Raw genomic sequence first — 21,052 nt, forward strand, 5'->3', positions numbered from 1 at the left:
TTCCGAAGAAGACAAGCCTCGACAGCTTGCGTGCATTCGCCATGCTATGCTTGTGGACGAGCCGTAATCGAGGAGGATCATTATGAACCGAACCTGGCAATTCGCCGCTGCCTGCATCATCATCGCGTCGGCGCTGATAGCCGTGCTGCCGGGCGAGCGGCGGAACATGCAAGCCTCCCCTGCTTCTGCGGGCGCAGCGGCGCAAGACCCGGCGGAACAGCGTGCCGGCTCGCAAACCGCGAATTCTTCTTCGGACGGGTCGATAGATACGAACGTCTATGGCCATGCTCCGCCGGTTACGCATAGAAGGCTCGCCCTCTCGTTGAACGGGAAGCCGCTGGAGCTTACGATAGACGCCATGGAAACCGGCCGCGGAACGATGCTTCTCGGCAGCGTCGGCAACGGCGCGGCGATTCAGCCCTGGCCCGGTCACGACAAGGAATTCGTCGCGGAAATCGACAGCAATCTGTATGCGGTCGACGTCGCGTCGGCGCGGATCGAGAAGCTGCTGGAGGATGAAAGCGGCATATACAAGCTTCAGGACGTAGAGGGCGACATCCTGGAGGACTCCGCTTCGCCCGTCTGGGGCGCGAACCCGGCCATCAGTCCGGACGGCCGTACGCTGATCTTCTTCTCCAATCGCAATGCGGCGTACGACCGCGGCTATAACGGCTTCATGTGGCGCAAAAACCTCGATACGGGCGAGGAGCGGCCCATCCTGGCCGGCGGCTATTCCGTCATCGGCTGGGGACTGAGCAAGGAGCTGTTCATCCGCCGCGCCGACCGCATTATGGAAGTGGACGTCTCCCGCGGCACGGAGACGGAGATCGCTCCCTTCTCTCAGATCGCCGCCGTCTCGTATCCGTACTTGATCAACCAGGCCGAGCCTGGCAAACTGAGCGTCACATACTTGGTTACGGGCGAAACCGCTTCCTACGGCTATCCGGGGTTGAACGCGGTCCGGCAAATCTCCCCTTCCCCTTACGGCTCGTGGGCCGTGCTCGTCAACCAGACCCGCAGGGACGAGGCGGGAAGCGCCATCGATCTGATCAATCTGTGCACGGGCGAGGTCCGCCGCGTCTTCAAGGACGCGGAGCCGCCCGCCTATGTGAGCTGGACGGCCGACGACGCTTTCGTACTGTATTCGGAGTCGGAGAAAGCCGGCCGGGCTTCCGGCCGCGCCGGTACCCTCGTGCGGCTGGAGCCGCTGCTGGACAAGCCCGTGCTATGAACCGCGGGCAAGATCCGGCGCGAGGAATGAGAACCAAACGCGAAGAAGCCTCCGCAACCGCGCTTGCCGCAGTCTTGGAGACTTCTTCTACATTATTGCGTCGTGCATTGCATCACGATTAAGTCACCTTGCATAGCGCCCTCTTGGAGAAGAGGGCTGACGACGGTCAAGCCTTCGGATCGAACGAGCTCTTCAGCGACACGATCCGGTTGAATACGACGCGCCCCGCGCTCGTATGCTTCGGATCGACATTGAAGTAGCCGTGGCGGAAGAACTGGAACTTGTCCTGTCCTTGCGCTTCCTTCATGTTCGGCTCGACGAAGCCTTGCAGCGTCGTCAGCGAATTCGGGTTAATGCGTTCCAGGAACTCCTTGTCCGCGCCCTCCTCCTCGTCGAGGAGCAGCGGCTCGAACAGGCGGAATTCGGCCGGAACCGCCCGCGTCGCCTCGACCCAGTGAATCGTGCCTTTGACTTTGCGGCCGGTGAAGCCGGTGCCGCTCTTCGTCTCGGGGTCGTACGTGCAGCGCAGTTCGACGACATTGCCGTCCGCGTCCTTGATCGCTTCTTCGCACTTGATGAAATACGCGTTCTTCAGACGCACTTCATTGCCCGGGAAGAGGCGGAAATATTTGTTCGGCGGATTCTCCATGAAGTCGTCCTGCTCGATGTAGATTTCGCGCGAGAACGGGATTTGACGCGTGCCCATCGCTTCGTTCTCCGCATTGTTCTCGGCCTCCAGCAGCTCCACTTGCCCTTCCGGGTAGTTGGTGATGACGACCTTGAGCGGCTGCAGGACGGCCATCGTGCGCGGCGCCTTCAGCTTCAGGTCTTCGCGGATGAAGAACTCCAGCATCCGTTCGTCGACGACGCTGTATGCGCGGGCAACGCCGATCTCGCGGCAGAACGCGCGGAGCGCTTCCGGCGTGTAGCCTTTGCGGCGCAGGCCGCTGATCGTCGGCATGCGCGGATCGTCCCAGCTCTCGACGACGCCTTGGTCGACGAGCATTTTCAGGTAGCGCTTGCTCATGATCGTGTTCGTCACGTTCAGACGCGCGAATTCGTATTGGCGCGGCTTCGCTTCCATCTCGCATTCTTCGATGACCCAATCGTACAGCGGACGGTGAGCCTCGAATTCCAGCGTGCAGACGGAATGCGTCACGCCTTCGATGGCATCGCTGATCGGATGCGCGTAGTCGTACATCGGGTAGATGCGCCACGCGTCGCCGGTCCGGTGATGATGGGCGTGCGCGATGCGGTACAGCGCAGGGTCGCGCAGGTTAATGTTCGGCGAAGCCATGTCGATTTTGGCGCGCAGGATGCGTTCGCCGTCCTTGAACTCGCCGGCCCGCATGCGCGCGAACAAGTCGAGGTTCTCTTCGACGCCGCGGTCGCGGTACGGACTGTTCTGCCCGGGCTGCGTCAGCGTTCCGCGCATCTCGCGCATTTGCTCGGCGGACAGGTCGCAGACGAACGCTTTGCCTTTCTTGATCAGCAGCACGGCGCGGTCGTACAGCTCTTCGAAATAATCGGAGGCGAAGCGCAGGTCGTCCCACTCGAAGCCGAGCCAGCGGACGTCCTCCTGAATCGATTCGACATACTCCGTATCTTCTTTCGCCGGGTTCGTATCGTCGAAGCGCAAATTGGTTTTGCCGTTGAACTCGTCGGCCAGCTCGAAGTTGAGGCAGATCGACTTGGCATGGCCGATATGCAGGTATCCGTTCGGCTCCGGCGGAAACCGCGTAACGACCTCGCTGACCTTGCCGGACTGCAGGTCGTCGCTCACGATGTTTTTGATAAAGTTAGAGGATGATGCCTTATTCTCCATAACGACCAACCTTTCCCAACAGGAATTTCTTATCCTACTATCATACACAATTTTCGCCTTATATATAAATAGCAAACTTCTTCCCGTGCCATCCTAAGAAGGATCTTGACTTTCCGTCCGGCGATTATATACTTAGGTTAGCTAATGAAATTAAAAAAGGAGCATCGCACTCATGCAAGACGACCATGATCCTGCTCGCGCCGATGAACGCGAGCATCCCCCTCCGGCCGCGCTCGAGCTCGTACGCGCGCTGCGCCGGCTCCGCCAGCTGCCGTGGAACAGCCGCAGCCCGATCGAGAACTGCACGCCGGGCGAAACGATGACGCTGTTCTGCATCCGCCGGGCGACCGAAGGCAATCCTGCCGGGGTCAAGGCTTCCGAGCTCAGCAGCATGCTGAACGTCGCCTCCCCGACGATTACGCAGAGCGTCAATCTGCTTGTGGCCAAAGGGCTGCTGCAGCGCAACGCCGATCCGAGCGACCGCCGGGCCGTCCGCATCACGCTGACGGAGGAAGGCGACCGGCTCACCGGGCAGGCGCAGGAGGCCATGCAGGAGCGCATGAAAGCGCTCGTCGCGCATCTCGGCTCCGACCGGGCGCATCTGCTGATCGAATTGCTGAACGAAGTCGGCGCGTTCTTCCGCGGCGCGGACGACGACACGGAATCCAGGGGCGGCCCTTGGTGCAGGCCCGGCTGGAATCCCCCCACTACTCCCGAAGAAGGTGAATGAGATTTTATGCTGAAACTGCTTCGCATGCTGAGACCGTACCGCTTGATCGTTTTTTTCGTCCTGTTGTTCGTATTTCTCCAGTCGTTGTCGGATCTGTACCTGCCGACGCTGCTGTCCGACATCGTCGACAACGGCGTCGTCAAGGGCGACAATCCGTATATTTGGAAAATCGGCGGCTTCATGCTGTTCATCGCGCTCGCCGGCGGCCTCTGCTCCATCGGAGCGAGCTACCTGTCCGCCAAGTCGTCCGGCGGCTTCGGCCGCGACCTGCGCAGCCGCGTCTTCGCGCACGTCGAGAAGTATTCCTTGCACGAATTCGATAAAATCGGCACCGCCTCGCTCATTACGCGGACGACCAACGACATCACGCAAGTACAGCAGGTGCTCATGATGATGATGCGCGTCATGGTCGCGGCGCCGATGATGTGCTTCGGCGGGATTATTATGGCGCTCTACAAGGACGCCCATCTCTCGCTCATCATTATCGTCATCGTGCCGATTCTCGCGCTCGTCATCCTGACCGTCGTCAGCCGCGGCGTGCCGCTGTTCAAGGTGATGCAGGTCAAGATCGACAAGCTGAACCTCGTCCTGCGCGAGAACCTGACCGGCATCCGCGTCATCCGTTCCTTCAACCGGACGAAGCATGAGCAAGCCCGCTTCAACGACGCCAACCTGGATTTGACGAACACGGCCATCAAGGTCAACCGCATCATGGCATCCTTGATGCCGATCATGATGCTCGTCCTGAACTTCGCCAGCTTGTTCATCGTCTGGTTCGGCGGGCTGCGCATCGATCACGGCCACATGGCCGTCGGCGATTTGATGGCCTTCATCCAATACGCGTGGCAGATCATGTTCGCGCTGATCTTCGCCTCCATGATGTTCGTCATGATTCCGCGGGCATCGGCTTCCGCTTCGCGGATCAACGAGGTGCTGAACATGGTGCCGGATATTAACGATCCGGCCGGCCGGGCGGCGCAGCGTGCGGACGCGCGCGGAGAGCTCGCGTTCAATAATGTCTCCTTCCACTACCCGGGCGCCGAAATGCCGGCGCTGTCGAACATTTCCTTCACCGCGGGCCGCGGGGAAGTAACGGCGATCATCGGCGGTACCGGCTCCGGCAAATCGACGCTGATCAACCTGATTCCGCGCTTCTACGACGTCACGGACGGCAGCATCACCGTGGGCGGCGTGGATATCCGCGAGATGACGCAGGAAGAGCTGCGCGCGGGCATCGGCCTCGTGCCGCAGAAGGCCGTGCTCTTCACGGGCACGATCGCGGAGAACATCCGTTTCGGCAAGGATGACGCCTCGGACGAGGATATCCGCCATGCCGCCGTCGTGGCGCAGGCGTACGATTTCGTCTCCGAGATGAAGGACGGCTTCGAATCGCCGATCGCGCAGGGCGGCACGAACGTCTCCGGCGGACAGAAGCAGCGCTTGTCCATCGCCCGCGCGCTCGTCCGCAAACCGTCGATCTACCTGTTCGACGACAGCTTCTCGGCGCTCGACTTCAAGACCGACGCGAAGCTCCGCGCGGCGCTGCGCAGCGAGACGACCGACGCCACCGTATTGATCGTGGCGCAGCGGGTCAGCACCGTCATGGACGCCGACCGGATCATCGTGCTCGACGACGGCCAAGTGTCCGCGATCGGCACGCACCGCGAGCTGCTGCAATCGTCGACCGTTTACCGCGAAATCGTGACGTCACAGCTGTCAGAGGAGGAGATCGCATGAGTGACCAACAGCAACGTCCCGCAGGCGGCCCAGGCGGCCAGCGTCCGGGAGGACCTCCGCCGGGCGGCTTCGGCTTCGGACCGGGCCGCGGCGGTCCGGGCGGCATGGGCATGCCCGTGCAGAAAGCGAAGGATTTCAAGGGCACGCTTCGCCGCTTGATCGGCTACCTGCGTCCGCATCGTTTCGCGCTGCTCATCGTCCTGCTGACGGCCGTGCTCAGCACGCTATTCTCCATCGTCGGCCCCAAAATCATGGGCAAAGCGACGACGAAGCTGTTCGAAGGCATCATGGCCCGCTTCAATGGGCAGGCGGACGCGAAGATCGATTTTCATTACATTTGGGAAATTCTCGCCGTGCTGGGCGTGCTCTATATGATCAGCGCCCTGTTCAGCTTCATTCAGCAGTACGTCATGGCGAGCGTGGCGCAGAAAACCGTTTACGGCCTGCGCAAGGACGTGAACGACAAGCTCGAGAAGCTGCCGCTCAAGTTCTTCGATTCCCGTACGCACGGGGAAATTCTGAGCCGCGCCGTCAACGACGTGGACAACATCAGCGGCACGCTGCAGCAGAGCTTGACGCAGTTCATTACCGCGTTCGTCACGCTCATCGGCGTTATCGTCATGATGCTGACGATCAGCTGGATCATGACGCTGATCACGATCGTGACGCTGCCGCTCAGCGTCATCGCGATCAAGATGATCGCGAAGCGGTCGCAGCTGTATTTTAAAGGCCAGCAGAAGGCGCTCGGCGAGCTCAACGGCCATGTCGAAGAGATGTACACCGGCCACAACATCGTGAAGGCGTTCGGCCACGAGAAGAAATCGATCGGCAAATTCAACGACGTGAACGAGCAGCTGTACGAATCCGGCTGGCGCGCGCAGTTCGTCTCCGGCATGATCATGCCGATCATGGGCTTCATCGGCAACATCGGCTACGTGCTTGTCAGCGTGGCGGGCGGCATTCTCGTCCTGCACAGCCGCATCACGATCGGCGACGTGCAGGCGTTCATCTCCTACTCGCGCCAGTTCGCGATGCCGATCACCCAGACGGCGCAAATCGCCAATATCATTCAGTCGACGATCGCGTCGGCCGAACGGATTTTCGAATTGCTGGACGAGGAAGAGGAAGTACCGGAAGCGGCGAGACCGGTCGCGCTCGCGGCCAGCGACGACGGCATGAAGGTGCGCGGCGACGTCAGCTTCAACCATGTGCAGTTCCGCTATAAGGACGATACGCCGCTGATCGAGGATATGGACATTCATGTGCATTCCGGCCAGATGATCGCCATCGTCGGACCGACCGGCGCCGGCAAAACGACGCTGATCAATCTGCTCATGCGCTTCTACGAGCTGAACGGCGGCAGCATCACGATCGACGGCACGCCGATCACGGAGCTCAAGCGCGGCGACCTGCGCAGCCTGTTCGGCATGGTGCTGCAGGATACGTGGCTGTTCAACGGGACGATCCGCGACAACATCGCGTACGGCCGCGAAGGCGCGACGGAAGAGGACGTGGTCGCGGCAGCCCGCGCGGCATACGCGGACCATTTCATCCGGACGCTGCCCGAGGGCTACGATACGGTGCTGAACGAAGAGGCATCGAACATCTCGCAAGGGCAGAAGCAATTGCTGACGATCGCCCGCGCCATCCTGGCGGACCCGGCGATCCTCATTCTCGACGAAGCGACGAGCAGCGTCGATACGCGGACCGAGATCCATATCCAGCGCGCCATGAGCGAGCTGATGGAAGGCCGCACGAGCTTCGTCATCGCGCACCGCTTGTCGACGATTCGCGACGCGGACCTGATCCTCGTCATGAACCACGGCACGGTCATCGAGCAAGGCTCGCATGAAGAACTGCTCGCCGCGGGCGGCTTCTACGCCGACCTGTACGAGAGCCAGTTCAGCCAGAAGCGGACGCAGGACGTGAGCTAGGATGTTTTGAGCGTGAGGCGCCTTGGCGGCGAGGTCCATGAGGCGCTGGGGCGCTGGGTCTGCGCCGAGGCGGCGAGGAGGATAGCGGCCGGGCGGGGCGGCGGCGCTTGCTGCCTGTGCTGCAGGCGCGACGCCTGTGCGCTGGCGCTGGGCCGCGCTGCGGATAGCCGCTAGGCCGGGTTGCGGCGGCACAGCGGCCGGACTTAGGCGACCGCGCTTGCTGCCTGTGCGGCGGGCGACGCCTGTGCGGCGAGATGGATAGCCGCTGGGCCGCACAGCGGCTGCACAGCGGCTGCACAGCGGCCGGGCTTAGGCGACGGCGCTTGCTGCTTGTGCTGCAGGCGCGACGCCTGTTCGCTGGCGCTGGGCCGCGCTGCTGCTGGCAACTGCCTGCTCGGCTGCTTGCGAGGCGCTGTGCTGCGGACGCGGCGACTTGGTAGAGCGCTCCTGAAAGTATACTAGAGGAACAAACCAGCGAGCTCCGGACAAACGCCTTTTGAACAAAGTCATGAACGACGCTAGCGAACTCAATACACGCTATTCGCCGCTGTAAGCTGCTTGCCGCACTGTAACGAACCCCAGTATCGCTATTCGGCCTATTGAGCCCGCTGGCAGGTGGATTTCACCTCGATAAAGCACGCTGGATTCGTTAGAGTTGTTCAAACCTTTCGTTTGCCCGATTAAGGTGTATACGATTCGCTAGCAGCAAGCCAGCTGCGCAATAACGTAACTTTTAGCGTATGCTGACAGGCGGCAGATGTCAGGTGCAGCCTACCAAAAACGGCCCTCTTCGATCAAGCCGCGCTTGATCGGGAGAGGGCCGTTTTTTTGCCGATTGCCAGACCTTGTGCTGCACCGGATACGACTCTTTCGGCGTTTCTCGCCGATTCCCGCGCCGGGTGCAGTTCCCGGGCCAGGGCGCTCATTATCCGCTTTGGGCTACCCGTAAAATCCGCGCCGTCAGCCTGTCTGCCGCCCAAACGCCTCGCGGGGACTCGCACGATCGCGGCAGCCCGCTCAGACGCCTCGCGGGGACTCGCACGATCGCGGCAGCCCGCCCAGACGCTTCGCGGGGCTTCGCACGATCGCGGCAGCCCGCCCCAAACGCTTCGCGGGGACTCGCACGATCGCGGCAGCCCGCCCCAAACGCTTCGCGGGGACTCGCACGACCGCGGCAGCCCGCCCAAACGCTTCGCGGGGACTCGCACGATCGCGGCAGCCCGCCCAAACGCTTCGGGGGACTCGCACGATCGCGGCAGCCCGCTCAGACGCTTCGCGGGGCTTCGTACGACCGCGGCAGCCCGCCCAAACGCTTCGGGGGACTCGCACGATCGCGGCAGCCCGCCCGAACGCTTCGCGGGGACTCGCACGATCGCGGCAGCCCGCCCCAAACGCTTCACGGGGACTCGCACGATCGCGGCAGCCCGCTCGAACGCCTCACGGGGACTCGCACGACCGCGGCAGCCCGCCCAAACATCTTACGGCCCTCGCACGATTCCGGCAGCCCGCCCAAACGTCTCACGGCCCACGCACGATCGCGGCAGCCCGCGGAACGTTTCACGCGATGCTTAATGAAACGCGGGCACGCCCGGCCTTCCCGCGAAGCGGTCCGGCGCGAAGCTTGCCGCCGCCCCCGCCACGGGCGGTTCCTCGCCGCTAAGCAGGCGGACGGCCATGGCAGCGGTCGCCGGGCTGAGCAGGATGCCGTTGCGGTAGTGGCCGGCGGCGATCAGCACGTTCGGGCTGCCGGGCACCGCGCCGATGAGCGGCCAGCCGTCGCGCGTCGCCGGACGGAGGCCGGCCCACTTCATGACGGGGTTACGCCCGTCCAGAAACGGAAACACCCGCGGCGTCCAGCGGGTCAGCCGGGCGATGCCGCGTTCCGTAACGGACGTGTCATAGCCGGCCGCATCCTCGGAGGCGCCGCAAATAAGGCGGCCGTCCTGCTTTTGCACCCAGTAGGCCTGGCTGGAGAACACCATGTGCCGCACGCGCTCGGGCTCTCCCGCTCCCGCAGCGCCGCCCGCCGCGGAGCCTGCCAAATCAAAGGCGCAAATCTGCCCCCGGATCGGGTGAACCGGGATCGGGAACCCGCACAGCTCCGCGTACGCGTTCGCCCACGCGCCGGCGCAGACGACGAGCGCGTCGCCGCTGATGCGGCCATGCGCGCCCGTCTCCACGGCGGCCGCGACCGCGCCATCGCCGTCCAAGCCGCCCGAGCCGCCCGAGCCGCGCAGCGGCGTAATCTCGCCCGCGTGCTCAAGCAGCCGCACGCCGAGCCTGCGGCACGCCGCTTCCAGCGCGGCGACCAGCTTCGGCGCGTGCACATGCGACTCCACGGGGCAATAGAGCGCCCCGGCGATGCCCGGATGCAGCCGCGGTTCCAGCGTGCGCAGCCGCTCAGGGCCGACCAGCTCCGAGGACGCCCCGAACCGCTGCTGCCACGCAAGCCGTGCCTGCAGCGGCTGCAAATCCGCCTCGTGCAGCGCCACCGTCAAGCAGCCGCTGGCGACGAGCTCCGCCGATAGGCCGGACACCTCTTCCACCGCGCGCACCCATTCGGGATAGCGGTGCAGGCTGTCCAGGCACAGCCGGAAGAACGCGTCCGGCTGTTCGGCGTTCTCCGTGAAAGGCGCAAGCATGCCGGCCGCGGCGCCGGACGCCTGCCCGCCGACGCGCCCCGGCTCGACGACGGTCACTGCGTCTCCGGCGAGCGCGGCCTCGAACGCGCAGGACAGGCCGATGATGCCACCGCCCAGGATAACGATATGCCGGCTCATGGCGTTTCGCTCTCCGCCCGCGGCGCGACGGCACCGGCCCCCCTGCTTCCGGTCAAGCCGGCACGCGCAGGCTCGGCGGCGCCGAACGGCGCCGAGACGCCTTCTTCCGCGCTGCTCGCCGACGCATAGCGGCGCATCGCGATCCGGCCGGACAGGTATGACAGCCGCCCGGACTCGACGGCAAGCCGCATCGCATAGGCCATGCCTACAGGGTCCTGCGCCTTCGCCACCGGCGTATTCGCCAGAATGCCGGAAGCGCCCAGCTCCATCGCCTGGACGATGTCGGCGGCGGAGCCGATACCCGCATCCACGATGATCGGCACGCCCGCCTCTTCGACGATCAGCCCGAGGTTATACGGGTTCAGCAGGCCCAGCCCCGTGCCGATCGGCGCGCCGCCGGGCATGACGGCGGCCGCGCCGGCTTCCTCCAGCCTTTTGCACAGAATCGGATCGTCCGACGTGTACGGCAATACGACGAATCCTTCTTTCACGAGCCGCTCGGTCGCCCGCAGCGTCTCGATCGGGTCAGGCAGGAGCGTCCGCGGATTGGCGCTGATTTCGACCTTGATCCAGTCGCTCAGTCCCGCCGCCTTGGCGAGCCTCGCGATCCGCACCGCCTCGTCGGCATTGCTCGCGCCGGAGGTGTTCGGCAGGAACTGATAGCTGCCTCCGTCCAAATGCTGCAGGATCGCATCGTCCTCGGTATAGTCCAGGTTAACGCGCCGCACCGCGAACGTCACCACCTCCGCATCAGACGCCGTCAGCGCCTGCCGGAACACGAACGGACTCGGAAAACGGCCCGTGCCGAGAAAGAATCGGGAGCGCAGCTTCCTCCCGCCGATGACCAGCTCGTCACCGCCGTTAAATGCCATATTTTCAATTCCCGTCATCCCCTTAGCCTCCCCCGACAAAATGAACCAGCTCCACCACGGCGCCGTCCGCAAGCCGGGCCGCCGCCCACGACTCGCGGGCGATGATCTCGCCATTCAATTCGACGACCATGCTCCGGCCCTCCAAGCCGAGCGAAGCGACCAATTCTTCCACGGACTGCGCGGTCGTCAGCTCGCGGCGTCCGTTCAAGGTCAGCTCGAACGGCCCGGGCTCGCCGGCCTGATCGATTGCTGCCGCTTCGTCGCCAGCCGCCCCCCGGCCCCCCGCGCTTGCGGCGCTGCCGAGCTCGCCCGCTGCGGCTTCGCCGCCAATGCCGCCCTGCGTTTCCGCCGCTTCTTCAACGGCAGCCGCCTGATACAGCCGGCCGTCATCCCGAGGCGCTCCCGCAGCCGCAGCCGCATCGATCCGCGCCCGGAACGAGCGGCATGTATCCGCAGGGCTCGCGCTGCCCACGATGGCGGACACCGCGCAAATCCGCGTCGCCCCCGCCGCGAGCACTTCGTCCACGTTGCCAAGCGCGATGCCGCCGATGGCGACCCACGGAATGCGCACATGTTCCGCCGCCTCGCGGACGTAGGCGGTCGTCACCGCCGTTCTGCCCGGCTTCGTGCCCGTCGGGTAGACCGGACCGACGCCGATATAGTCCGCGCCGCCCCGCTCGGCCGCGAGCGCCTGCTCCAGGCTGTGCGTCGAGATGCCGATGATCGCATCCGGCCCGAGCATCCGCCTTGCTTCGGCAAGCGGCAGATCGTCCTGGCCGAAATGCGCCCCGTCCGCCCCTACCGCGATTGCGATGTCGATATGATCGTTAATAATGAGCGGCACGCCGTATTGATTCGTTAATTCGCGCAGCGCCCGGGCGTCCTCCAGAATCTCTTCTTTCGAAGCGTCCTTGCTCCGCAGCTGGACGATGTCGGCCCCGCCGAGAATCGCCTGCTCCATGACATCCAGCATGCTGCGCCCGGGGTGATAATTCGCCGCCGTGATCGCGTACAGCTTGAAGTCGCGCCAGTTCTTCCTCTCCATGCTTCCCCTCTCCCTCGCTCCGTTCAATTTGACCGGCTAACGCCCGGGCATCCGGCTATTTACGAATAAATCGAACCCCCGCCGACCCGAAAAGCGTTCGCCTGCTCTTTCATCCCCGCCTCGATCGCTTCCTGCGTCTCCAGCCCGTTCGCCGCCGCGTAGTCGCGGATATCCTGTGTAATGCGCATGCTGCAAAATTTCGGGCCGCACATCGAGCAGAAATGCGCCGATTTCGCCGCTTCCGCCGGCAACGTCTCGTCGTGATACGCCATCGCCCGCTCGGGGTCGAGCGACAGATGGAACTGATCCTGCCAGCGGAACTCGAACCGCGCTTTCGACAGCGCGTCGTCCCGCAGCTTCGCCCGCGGATGCCCTTTGGCCAGGTCGGCGGCGTGGGCGGCGATTTTGTACGTAATGACGCCTTCCTTCACATCCTCCTTGTTCGGCAAGCCCAGATGCTCCTTCGGCGTCACGTAGCACAGCATCGCCGTACCGAACCAGCCGATCATCGCGGCCCCGATCGCCGACGTGATGTGGTCGTAGCCCGGCGCGATGTCCGTCGTCAGCGGCCCCAGCGTGTAGAACGGCGCCTCTTTGCACACCTCGAGCTGCCGGTCCATGTTTTCCTTGATGAGATGCATCGGCACATGGCCCGGACCTTCGATCATCACCTGCACGTCGTGCTTCCAAGCGATATGCGTCAGCTCGCCGAGCGTCTCCAGCTCCCCGAACTGCGCCTCGTCGTTGGCGTCGGCGATGGAGCCCGGGCGCAGACCGTCGCCGAGCGAGAACGCCACGTCGTACTTCTTCATGATTTCGCAGATTTCATCGAAATGCGTATACAGGAAGTTCTCCTTGTGATGCGCCAGACACCACGCCGCCATGATCGAACCGCCCCTGGAGACGATGCCCGTCACGCGCTTGGCCGTCAGCGGAATGTAGCGCAGCAGCACGCCCGCATGGATCGTAAAATAATCCACGCCCTGCTCCGCCTGCTCGATCAGCGTGTCGCGGTACACTTCCCATGTCAGATCTTCCGCCTTGCCGTCCACCTTCTCGAGCGCCTGATAGATCGGCACCGTGCCGACGGGAACGGGAGAGTTGCGGATGATCCATTCGCGGGTCGTGTGAATGTTTTTGCCGGTGGACAGGTCCATGATCGTGTCCGCGCCCCAGCGGGTCGCCCACGTCATCTTCTCGACCTCTTCCTCAATGGAGGAGGCGACGGCGGAATTGCCGATATTGGCGTTGATTTTAACGTGAAAATGCCGCCCGATAATCATCGGCTCGCTCTCCGGATGGTTGATGTTCGCGGGAATGATCGCCCGTCCCTCGGCCACCTCGCGGCGGACGAACTCGGGATCCATCCCTTCGCGGATCGCGATGAACGCCATCTCCGGCGTCACGATGCCCTGCCTTGCGTAGTGCAGCTGCGTCACGTTGCGGCCTACCCGCGCCCGCAGCGGCTGACGCTTCAAGCCGGGGAAGAGCGCCGCGCCCTTCTTCGCCGCCGTCTCCTCGCTGTGGTAGCCGTTATCCAGCGCCACGATCGTCCGTCCTTCGTAGGCTTCGACGTCGCCGCGCTCCGCGATCCACGCCGCCCGCAGAGCGGGAAGCCCTTGCGTCACGTCCGTCCGACAGGCCGGGTCCGTATAAGGGCCGCTTGCATCGTACACGCGCAGCGGCGCGTTGGCCTCCGCTCCGTTCCTGCCCGTCGTCGGCGAAAGCCCGATCTCTCTCATCGGCACGCGGATATCGCTGCGGCCGCCCTCCACATACACTTTGCGGCTCCCCGGCAGCGGGGTCGTCATAATCGCCATTTCGCAAAACCTCCTCAGAGTTATGGGCGTTGCGCCTCGCGCTTCGCGCAGGCCGGTTCAACGGCTGCCCGGAAGCTGCGCGGCACAAGCCGAAAATAACCACTAGGAGGCGCCCGACGAGGAGAGCAGGAACGGAATGCGCGAAGAGTCCGGCATGACCGCGGCAGCGCGATGCAGTCGTTCGAACTGCACGGCAGCATCCGGCGGCACGGCCAATTGGCAGTGCGGCGGCACATGACCGCCGACAAGACGACTCTGCGGCTCCGGCAGTGCGGCATAGCCGCATGCGGACACTCGCGGCGGCGTGCAAGCATACAACCGCCGTGCATCATGCATCCGCCGGCAACGAGCGCGATTCTTACCGCATCCAGCCGAAGCGCGTTCCTGCTGCCCCGCGGCGACAAGCGCCGCAAAACAAAAAAACCGCTCCGGCGAAGGAGCGGCAAAATGTCTCGGTCGGCTGCCCGCCGCTGCAAGGAACCTTACGGATCCTCCGGCGGCGGGCGGAGCTTGCGCATATCGATCGGGCAGAGTAACCGCCGCCCTTCGATGCCCCAAAGCTCAAGTCGCACGTACATTCCCACTTTCCTACGCTGGCATGACCCAGATCAGGTTCGAAGGGACCAAGGCATTCGCCTTATCTCAGCCCGTATGGGCGCCCCTAGTGGATTTCCTGGTACGACTATACCCCTTGAAGGCAATCCCTGTCAACGGATTCGGCGAACGATGCTAACGAAATCCTAACAAATGGGACATTGACAAAGGTAAATATCCCCATGTATACTCACTTTATATAGTAAAGTTTATTACTTAATGTAACTAAATAAACGGAGGTTTTCACATGTCCAAGTCCAAATGGCTCGTCGATGCAACGCACAGCAGCGTAGATTTCACGATTAAACACATGATGATCGCGAAAGTGAAAGGCTCGTTCCACGAGTTCAGCGCGGAAATCGAAGCGGATCCGAACGATCTGACGACGGCCAGCATTCAGTTCAACGTAGCGCTTGCCAGCATCGATACGCGCAATGCGGACCGCGACAACCACCTCCGCACGGGCGATTTCTTCGATATCGAGAAGTATCCGGCGCTGACGTTCCAATCGAAGTCCATCGTCAAAACGGGCGACGGCGAATACGACGTTACCGGCGACCTGACGCTTCACGGCCTGACGCGCACGGAGACGTTCCAGGTTACGTACGAGGGCAGCGGCAAAGACCCATGGGGCAACGAGAAAGTCGGCTTCAGCGGCAAAGGCGCCATCAAACGCAGCGAATTCGGGCTGACGTACAATGCCGTTCTCGAAACGGGCGGCGTCCTGATCGGCGACGAAGTGAAATTCACGATCGAGATCGAAGCGGGCAAAGCAAACTAATCATACATGCGGGATTCACCGCGACATACGAAACGGCCTTGCGGGTACAGCCACCCTCAAGGCCGTTTGCTTTGCCATCCGTCCGGCTCGCCCAGTTCATGCCCATAGTCGATAAAACCGTTTTCGGCGTATGCTTCGATCCATAGCTCCTGCTCATCATCGGCGCAAGACCGCATCCCCTTCGCCGCCTCGAGGAATGTTACCCTGCGCCCGCCCATACAATGGTGAAGATATCGGCCTGCGCCGGCTGAACCGAGCGGCCTGCGCCGGACGGCGGGAGTGAGGCGGAACAGATGGACACGGTCGTTATATTTCCCCACTGCGCGTGGGAGGCGTTTCCTTACGGAAGCTTGATCGAACGGATCGGACGGGGCCGCTCCGTCCGGTTCGTCGCGAACGCCGGCGCCCTGGCCGGCGCGCCGCAGCACTACGGCGCGATCGCGTTGGACGCGCTGGACGAATGGCCTTGGGAACGAACGGCGGTCATCGTCACGCATCCTTGCTGGTTGTACGAAATCGCCGGCCGCGGCCCGGCTGCGCTGATCGCGCTCCTGCCGGCCGAGCACGAGAACGGCGGGCCGGGCTATACGAGCTGCCGCGACGCGCTGTGCGCAATGGCGACGATGGTCGCGACGGCTTCCGAAACATTCTATTTCGAGCAATGGTTCCGGCGTGGAAACGTCTTTCTCCAGGACGGTCTGGACACGGCCTCCGATCTGCTCGCCGACGCGGCGGCCAGCGATGCCGTCGCCGGGAAACCCATTGAAGCGCTGGCCAAACTGCAGCTGCGGCGGAGGACGGATTTCCGGGCGGAGCAGCTGCAGGCGCTGCGCCCTTCGGCGATGCAATTCTTCTTCCAGGCCGTCTACCATTACCTGCTGGGAGAAGGCGAGCAAGCCGAACGGTGGACACTGGACGCGTTCCACCTTGCCGTTCTGAACGGCGAGGAAGGGCCCGTGGCAACTTATTACCGCTTCCTCTCCGTCATCCGGCTGCTGCAAGGGAGAGCGGAGGATGCGATTGCCACCTACGGCATCAGCGCGGCGACCGAGGAAGAACGCGCGGCCTATACGGAAATGCGCGATCGGTGGACCGAAGGCGAAACGGATATGGCCGCGTCGCTGCTGTATCGGGCGAACGACGATTGGCGGCAGGCGGCAAGGCTGCTGGAGCGCGTGCTGCAGAAGCATGCATCGGCGAGCGAAGCGGACGATGCGCCGCGCGCTCCGGCCGGTGCCGATGCTGCTCCTGCATCCGGCAGCGAAACGGTTGGAAGCCCAAGCCCGTTGGCGGGAAGCCGCCTCGCCGCCCCGGCGATGAACGCGCGCTCCGGCGCCTCCGTCAGCGCCGTTCATGAACGCGCCCGCGCGCTTCTGCTGGAGGCCTATGAGCGAAGCGCCCGTCCGGGAGCCGCGCTTGCCCTCCTGCCTCCGCCGCTCACGGTGAAGGAACGGCTGCGGCGGCATTTGCTGGAGGGGCGCGCTCTTGCGCTCGAAGGCCGCCTGCATGATGCCGTGCGCGCGCTGCTTCAAGCAGCCATGACGGGCACGGAGCCGTTGACGGCGATTGCCGAGCTTGCTTCCATGCGCGCGAAAGCGAAGAGACTGGCAGAGGGGGAATTCACGTGAGCGCACTGTCGCCGCTGCGCAAATCCGCCGGCAACAAGCTGACGGCCATGATGCAGGTACGCAATGAAGCCGGCCGCTACCTCGAGGCCGCGCTGGCCGACTTGTCCGGCTTCGTGGATGAAATCGTCATCGTGGACGATGCCAGCGAAGACGCGACGCCGGACATCTGCCGCTCGTTCCCGAAGGTCATCCGGCTCGTGCAGCTGCGGCAGCCGCTGTTCGGCCAGGAAGGACGGCTGCGGCAGCTGCTCTGGCAGACGGCCGTCCAAACGCAGCCCGACTGGCTGCTGTCGATCGATGCGGACGAGTTTTTCGAACGGAAGGCGAAGTCGCATATCCGCGCGCTGATCGACCAGGACCGCTACGACTGGGTCGCTTTTCGCATGTTCGATTTCTGGGGCTCGCTCGCGTACTACCGGGAGGACGAATTATGGCAGCTGCATAAGCGCCATACGATGATGCTTGTCCGCTATTTGCCCCTCTACTCGTACGTCTATCCGGACTGGAACCATCACGTGCCGCGGCTGCCGCTCACCTGCACGGCTCTGCCGGGCTTTCAGTCCGGGCTGCGGGTGAAGCACTATGGCTGGGCCGGCGACGAGGCCGAGCGGCGGATCAAGCACGACCGCTATCTGGCGATCGACCCGGACGGCAAATGGGGCAGTCTCGCCCACTATGCGTCGATTCTGGACCCGAACCCCGCGCTCGTTCGCTGGCAGGAGGACGAGGAGGCGGGCGAGTCATGAGAACGGTGACGATACTCACGCACAGCTACTTGAACGGCTACTCGGAGCAAGCGGGCTTCTCCCGGCCGTTCGGCGGCGGACTGGAGCGCTATATGCACGATTTGTGCGCGCTTATTCACGAGAAGGGCTGGCAGCCCGTGGTCCATCAGCTCTCCTTCTACCACAGCTTCGACACCGTATACGAAGGCACCCGCGTTCGGGGCTATCCGTACGAGCTGAGCGACATCGCGGGCGCTTTCGAGCGCATGGCGGCGGATGCCGAGGGCTTGATCGTCTATGCCAGCTGCATCTGGCATCCTATCGCCTACAAGCCCGGCAGCATCGGCATTTGCCATGGCATCAACTGGGATTGGCCGGATTTCGGCGACAAGGTCAAAAGCGGCGTCGCCTACATGATTCAACTCGCCGTCGACGGGCTTGACCGGATCGTTACGGTGGACTCGCATTTTCAGACGTACTGCCGCTCGGTGTGCACGTTTGACGACCCGGAGAAGCTCGTGCTGCTGCCGAACGCGGTGGATACGGCATGGTTTGTCGCGGGGCTCCCGGAGGAGCCGGAGGCGAATGCCGGAATGGATACGGCACAGACGCCGAGGCATGACGCGAATGAGCCGGTTGCGGAAGGCGCAGGAACGTCGGATGCGGTGACAACGCCAGAGCCGATTGCCGAACCGTTGGCCGCGGACACGGAACGGAGCGCTCTGCGGGTGCTCTTCCCGAGACGGATTAGCTTCGAACGCGGCATTGTGCCGATGATGCTCCTGACGGACCCGCTGCTGGCCGAGTTTCCCGAGCTGACGGTGGAATTCGCGGGCGAGCTCGTTGAGCAGACGCCGGTCGCGGTCGCTTTTCGCCTGTGGCGCGATACCCTTGCGGAGCCCATCCGCAAGCGGATTCTGCACCATACGTATTCGTTCCGGACGATACGGGAGGCGTACCGGGCCGCCGATGTCGTCGTCATTCCGACGGTCTATTCGGAGGGTACCTCCCTCTCCTGCCTGGAAGCGATGAGCTGCGGCAAAGCGATCGTCGCCTCGAACGTCGGCGGCTTGAACGATCTCATTACGGACGGGTTCAACGGCAGGCTCGTCGCGCCGACGGCGGATGCGCTCCATGCCGCCGTAAGGGAGCTTCTCGAGGATGCGGATCTGCGAAAGCGTTATGGCGATAATGCTTGCAGCACGGCGGCGGCGTTTGACCTTCAACGTTGGAAAAGACGCTGGGCGGCATTGTTGGAGGAGCAGTTTGCAAGGAACGGGCTTTGAGATCCGGGCAGGCGGCGTTGGACAAGACAGCGGTTAAAATTGCTGGGAGAGCAGCCTGCATGGAACGGGCTTTGAGCGCCGGGTGAGCATGGGCCTGGGCGGCGTTGGGCGGGAAATAAAGCTTGGCCTTGTCCGGCATCCCTGTCGCTCGCGGCGCATAGGGCCGGAGATGGGCGAGGCCCCCGCTGCCGACGATGAGCGGCAGGAACGGGTTGACAGATGCGCCCTTCGCGCTGCCTATGCAGGCGGATTAACAGCCGTGCCGAGAATGAGCGGCAGGGCTGTTTCGCTGTACAGCGCGGGCAGATCCGCGCCCGCGGCACGCGCCAACGCCGCTCCGGCCGCGGCAAGTCCGGCGGCGGCGGCACGACATTGCCAGGGGCGCGCGCCCGCCGTCTGCGCGGCGGCGAAACCGGCCGCCGCCGCAAGCCATTCGCCGCGGGCGGCCGCCGCCCAGCCGGCCGTCAGGCGGTGCTGCCCTGCCGCAGGCGGGGACTGGCCTGCTCCGCCGGCCGCAAGCGCGGCTTGCAGCGCCGCTTGCAATCTTGCGCCTGTTCTCTCGCCGGCACTTGCCATGCCGCTAGCGCATGCGCACGGGCAGCCCTCGGCCCCCGTAACGGCGCCGGCCCCCGCATCCCGGAGCGTGGATGTCCTGCCCGCTTCTACCGCATCGCCTCCGAACGGACCGACAGCCGCTGGCTTCGGCCACAGGGGCCGCAGCGACTCGTCAAGCTTCCCCAATAGGAGCAGCCGCTGCCATGCCGGCGCATAATCGGACCGCTGCGCCATGGCCGCGCGGTATGCTTCCGCCGCTTCGCGAAACCGGTACAACCGCTCCAGCGCGGCCCCCGCCAGGACGTGCGCCCGATACGTCCCTGCACCAGCGGCCGTGGAATAGCATGCCGGGGCCGGGCCGGCCGCCAAAGCCGCTTCCGCGCTCCGCAGCGCAAGCAGCGGCTCGTCAAGCGCGAGCAGCACCTCACCCCGCGCTTCATGCGCATCGGCGAAATCCGCATACCGGCGCGCGGCCATCGACGCATACTGTTCCGCATCCCGCAATCGCCCTACTGCGCGACAGGCATGGATGACCTTCAGCGCAACGTCGGATCCGTAGCCGGGGTCTTGCTCCATCCGCGCCAGCGGCTCGAGCCATGCGAGCGCAGCGCCGTATTCGCCGGATGCGAACAGCTCCGCCCCTGCCGCGTACCGCAGCGACGGATCGTCCGGAGCGGCGGCGAGCGCCCGATCCAGCAGCCGCCTGTTGCGCGCGAACTTGTCCCGCTCCGCAATAACCTCGTCGCGATAGCCCTCATGCCAAATTTCCACGCCTTTCGCATAGCCGATGGCCTCGCCGCCGAACGCCTCGCCGATGGTGGTCGCCGTTTCCTCATGCACAAGGCCGCGGAAACGGATCCGCCCGTCCCTGCGAAACAGGCGGCACACCGCGTCCGTAACCGCCTCTTCGCTTGCGCCGTTCCCGACATAGCTGTTCACCTTGACGAAGTAGCCCCATTTGGAGGCTTCGTCCAGCGAGGCCTGCCAGGCGGCCGCATCGCCGACAACCAGCCGTTCGTCCGCGTCCAGCACGAGAATCCACGGCTGCGCCGCCGCCGCGAGCGAGAGATTTCGCGCACCCGCGAAGTCGTCCTCCCATGCCGCGTGAATGACCGCCGCTCCCCATGCCGACGCAATCGCAGCCGTATCGTCGGTCGAGCCCGTATCGACGACGATCATCTCCGCGACAAAAGGCGCCGCCGAGCGCAGGCATTCCGCCAGAAAACGGCTTTCGTTCCGCACGATCATGCACAGCGACACCGGAAGCCTTGTGCCGTTATAACCGTCGTAACCGCCGCCGTCGTCGGAGCTATTGCCGCCAATGCTAGGGCTGCCTCCGCTGCTGCGTTCTCCGTTGAAGCGGCCGACAGTGGCAGCGTCAAGGCTGTCTCCGCTGTCGCTTCCGCTGCCTCCGCTTCCGCCGCAGCTACGATCCCCGCCGCCATGGCCAGCGCTGCAGCTGCCTGCGCCGGCACTATTCCTATCATCCATTCCGGCCATTCGATCACG

Annotated in this window: 14 protein-coding genes and 1 riboswitch; of the genes, 8 read left to right on the forward strand and 6 right to left on the reverse strand. The window is 64.0% G+C overall.

What is annotated here, in order from left to right:
* Window positions 1-82: 82 nt before the first annotated feature.
* On the forward strand, window positions 83-1,231 hold the full coding sequence (locus GXP70_RS28820) for a TolB-like translocation protein (protein WP_162360116.1): 1,149 nt from the start codon (window positions 83-85) through the stop codon (window positions 1,229-1,231).
* Window positions 1,232-1,397: 166 nt separating this feature from the next.
* Here GXP70_RS28820 and GXP70_RS28825 read toward each other — a convergent pair whose 3' ends face one another.
* Window positions 1,398-3,056, reverse strand: coding sequence for a glutamine--tRNA ligase/YqeY domain fusion protein (locus GXP70_RS28825; RefSeq protein WP_162360117.1), 1,659 nt, complete (start codon window positions 3,054-3,056; stop codon window positions 1,398-1,400).
* Window positions 3,057-3,228: 172 nt separating this feature from the next.
* Here GXP70_RS28825 and GXP70_RS28830 point away from each other — a divergent pair, with 172 nt between their 5' ends.
* Genes GXP70_RS28830 through GXP70_RS28840 form a run of 3 tightly spaced genes read left to right on the forward strand, consistent with a single transcriptional unit; the run spans window position 3,229 to window position 7,457 of the window.
* Window positions 3,229-3,786 carry a MarR family winged helix-turn-helix transcriptional regulator gene (locus GXP70_RS28830; RefSeq protein ID WP_162360118.1) on the forward strand — a complete coding sequence of 186 codons (558 nt, stop codon included), beginning with the start codon at window positions 3,229-3,231 and terminating at the stop codon, window positions 3,784-3,786.
* A 6-nt stretch (window positions 3,787-3,792) separates the two neighbouring features.
* A complete protein-coding gene (locus GXP70_RS28835; protein ID WP_162360119.1) occupies window positions 3,793-5,523 on the forward strand; it encodes an ABC transporter ATP-binding protein in 1,731 nt (576 codons plus the stop codon).
* Entirely contained in the window at window positions 5,520-7,457 is a 1,938-nt protein-coding gene (locus GXP70_RS28840) for an ABC transporter ATP-binding protein (RefSeq protein WP_162360120.1), read from the forward strand. The genes GXP70_RS28835 and GXP70_RS28840 overlap by 4 nt, the downstream gene beginning before the upstream one ends.
* A 1,568-nt stretch (window positions 7,458-9,025) precedes the next feature.
* On the opposite strand, the gene thiO is transcribed toward GXP70_RS28840, so the two are convergent.
* Genes thiO through thiC form a run of 4 tightly spaced genes read right to left on the reverse strand, consistent with a single transcriptional unit; the run spans window position 9,026 to window position 13,974 of the window.
* A complete protein-coding gene (gene thiO, locus GXP70_RS28845; protein ID WP_162360121.1) occupies window positions 9,026-10,237 on the reverse strand; it encodes a glycine oxidase ThiO in 1,212 nt (403 codons plus the stop codon).
* Window positions 10,234-11,127 carry a thiazole synthase gene (locus GXP70_RS28850; protein ID WP_318652397.1) on the reverse strand — a complete coding sequence of 298 codons (894 nt, stop codon included), beginning with the start codon at window positions 11,125-11,127 and terminating at the stop codon, window positions 10,234-10,236. The genes thiO and GXP70_RS28850 overlap by 4 nt, the downstream gene beginning before the upstream one ends.
* Before the next feature lie 4 nt (window positions 11,128-11,131).
* The gene (thiE, locus tag GXP70_RS30205) at window positions 11,132-12,154 is read right to left on the reverse strand and encodes a thiamine phosphate synthase (protein ID WP_162360122.1); all 1,023 of its coding nucleotides are present in this window, start codon (window positions 12,152-12,154) and stop codon (window positions 11,132-11,134) included.
* Between the two features lie 59 nt (window positions 12,155-12,213).
* Window positions 12,214-13,974 (reverse strand): phosphomethylpyrimidine synthase ThiC, encoded by a 1,761-nt coding sequence (gene thiC / locus GXP70_RS28860; RefSeq protein WP_162360123.1) that lies wholly within the window; start codon window positions 13,972-13,974, stop codon window positions 12,214-12,216.
* A 568-nt stretch (window positions 13,975-14,542) separates the two neighbouring features.
* Window positions 14,543-14,647: riboswitch (TPP riboswitch) on the reverse strand.
* Window positions 14,648-14,815: 168 nt separating this feature from the next.
* On the opposite strand from thiC, the gene GXP70_RS28865 reads away from it, so the two are divergent.
* The 4 genes from GXP70_RS28865 (at window position 14,816) to GXP70_RS28880 (ending at window position 18,988) form a co-directional block, all read left to right on the forward strand.
* Window positions 14,816-15,349, forward strand: coding sequence for a YceI family protein (locus GXP70_RS28865; protein ID WP_162360124.1), 534 nt, complete (start codon window positions 14,816-14,818; stop codon window positions 15,347-15,349).
* A gap of 293 nt (window positions 15,350-15,642) precedes the next feature.
* Window positions 15,643-16,977 (forward strand): hypothetical protein, encoded by a 1,335-nt coding sequence (locus GXP70_RS28870; RefSeq protein WP_162360125.1) that lies wholly within the window; start codon window positions 15,643-15,645, stop codon window positions 16,975-16,977.
* Window positions 16,974-17,723: a glycosyltransferase gene (locus GXP70_RS28875; protein WP_225442596.1), complete on the forward strand. Its 750-nt coding sequence runs from the start codon at window positions 16,974-16,976 to the stop codon at window positions 17,721-17,723. The genes GXP70_RS28870 and GXP70_RS28875 overlap by 4 nt, the downstream gene beginning before the upstream one ends.
* A complete protein-coding gene (locus GXP70_RS28880) occupies window positions 17,720-18,988 on the forward strand; it encodes a glycosyltransferase family 4 protein (RefSeq protein ID WP_162360126.1) in 1,269 nt (422 codons plus the stop codon). Before GXP70_RS28875 ends, GXP70_RS28880 begins: the two co-directional genes overlap by 4 nt.
* Before the next feature lie 237 nt (window positions 18,989-19,225).
* On the opposite strand, the gene GXP70_RS28885 is transcribed toward GXP70_RS28880, so the two are convergent.
* Entirely contained in the window at window positions 19,226-21,034 is a 1,809-nt protein-coding gene (locus tag GXP70_RS28885) for a glycosyltransferase (RefSeq protein WP_162360127.1), read from the reverse strand.
* Window positions 21,035-21,052: the final 18 nt, after the last annotated feature.

Source organism: Paenibacillus lycopersici (genome assembly GCF_010119935.1).
GTDB classification, from domain to species: domain Bacteria; phylum Bacillota; class Bacilli; order Paenibacillales; family Paenibacillaceae; genus Paenibacillus_Z; species Paenibacillus_Z lycopersici.

Coding starts and splice junctions, on each gene's coding strand:
- GXP70_RS28820 (WP_162360116.1), top strand. CDS start 83: ATGAACCGAACCTGGCAATTCGCCGCTGCCTGCATCATCATCGCGTCG.
- GXP70_RS28825 (WP_162360117.1), bottom strand. CDS start 3,056: ATGGAGAATAAGGCATCATCCTCTAACTTTATCAAAAACATCGTGAGC.
- GXP70_RS28830 (WP_162360118.1), top strand. CDS start 3,229: ATGCAAGACGACCATGATCCTGCTCGCGCCGATGAACGCGAGCATCCC.
- GXP70_RS28835 (WP_162360119.1), top strand. CDS start 3,793: ATGCTGAAACTGCTTCGCATGCTGAGACCGTACCGCTTGATCGTTTTT.
- GXP70_RS28840 (WP_162360120.1), top strand. CDS start 5,520: ATGAGTGACCAACAGCAACGTCCCGCAGGCGGCCCAGGCGGCCAGCGT.
- thiO (WP_162360121.1), bottom strand. CDS start 10,237: ATGAGCCGGCATATCGTTATCCTGGGCGGTGGCATCATCGGCCTGTCC.
- GXP70_RS28850 (WP_318652397.1), bottom strand. CDS start 11,127: ATGACGGGAATTGAAAATATGGCATTTAACGGCGGTGACGAGCTGGTC.
- thiE (WP_162360122.1), bottom strand. CDS start 12,154: ATGGAGAGGAAGAACTGGCGCGACTTCAAGCTGTACGCGATCACGGCG.
- thiC (WP_162360123.1), bottom strand. CDS start 13,974: ATGGCGATTATGACGACCCCGCTGCCGGGGAGCCGCAAAGTGTATGTG.
- GXP70_RS28865 (WP_162360124.1), top strand. CDS start 14,816: ATGTCCAAGTCCAAATGGCTCGTCGATGCAACGCACAGCAGCGTAGAT.
- GXP70_RS28870 (WP_162360125.1), top strand. CDS start 15,643: ATGGACACGGTCGTTATATTTCCCCACTGCGCGTGGGAGGCGTTTCCT.
- GXP70_RS28880 (WP_162360126.1), top strand. CDS start 17,720: ATGAGAACGGTGACGATACTCACGCACAGCTACTTGAACGGCTACTCG.
- GXP70_RS28885 (WP_162360127.1), bottom strand. CDS start 21,034: ATGGATGATAGGAATAGTGCCGGCGCAGGCAGCTGCAGCGCTGGCCAT.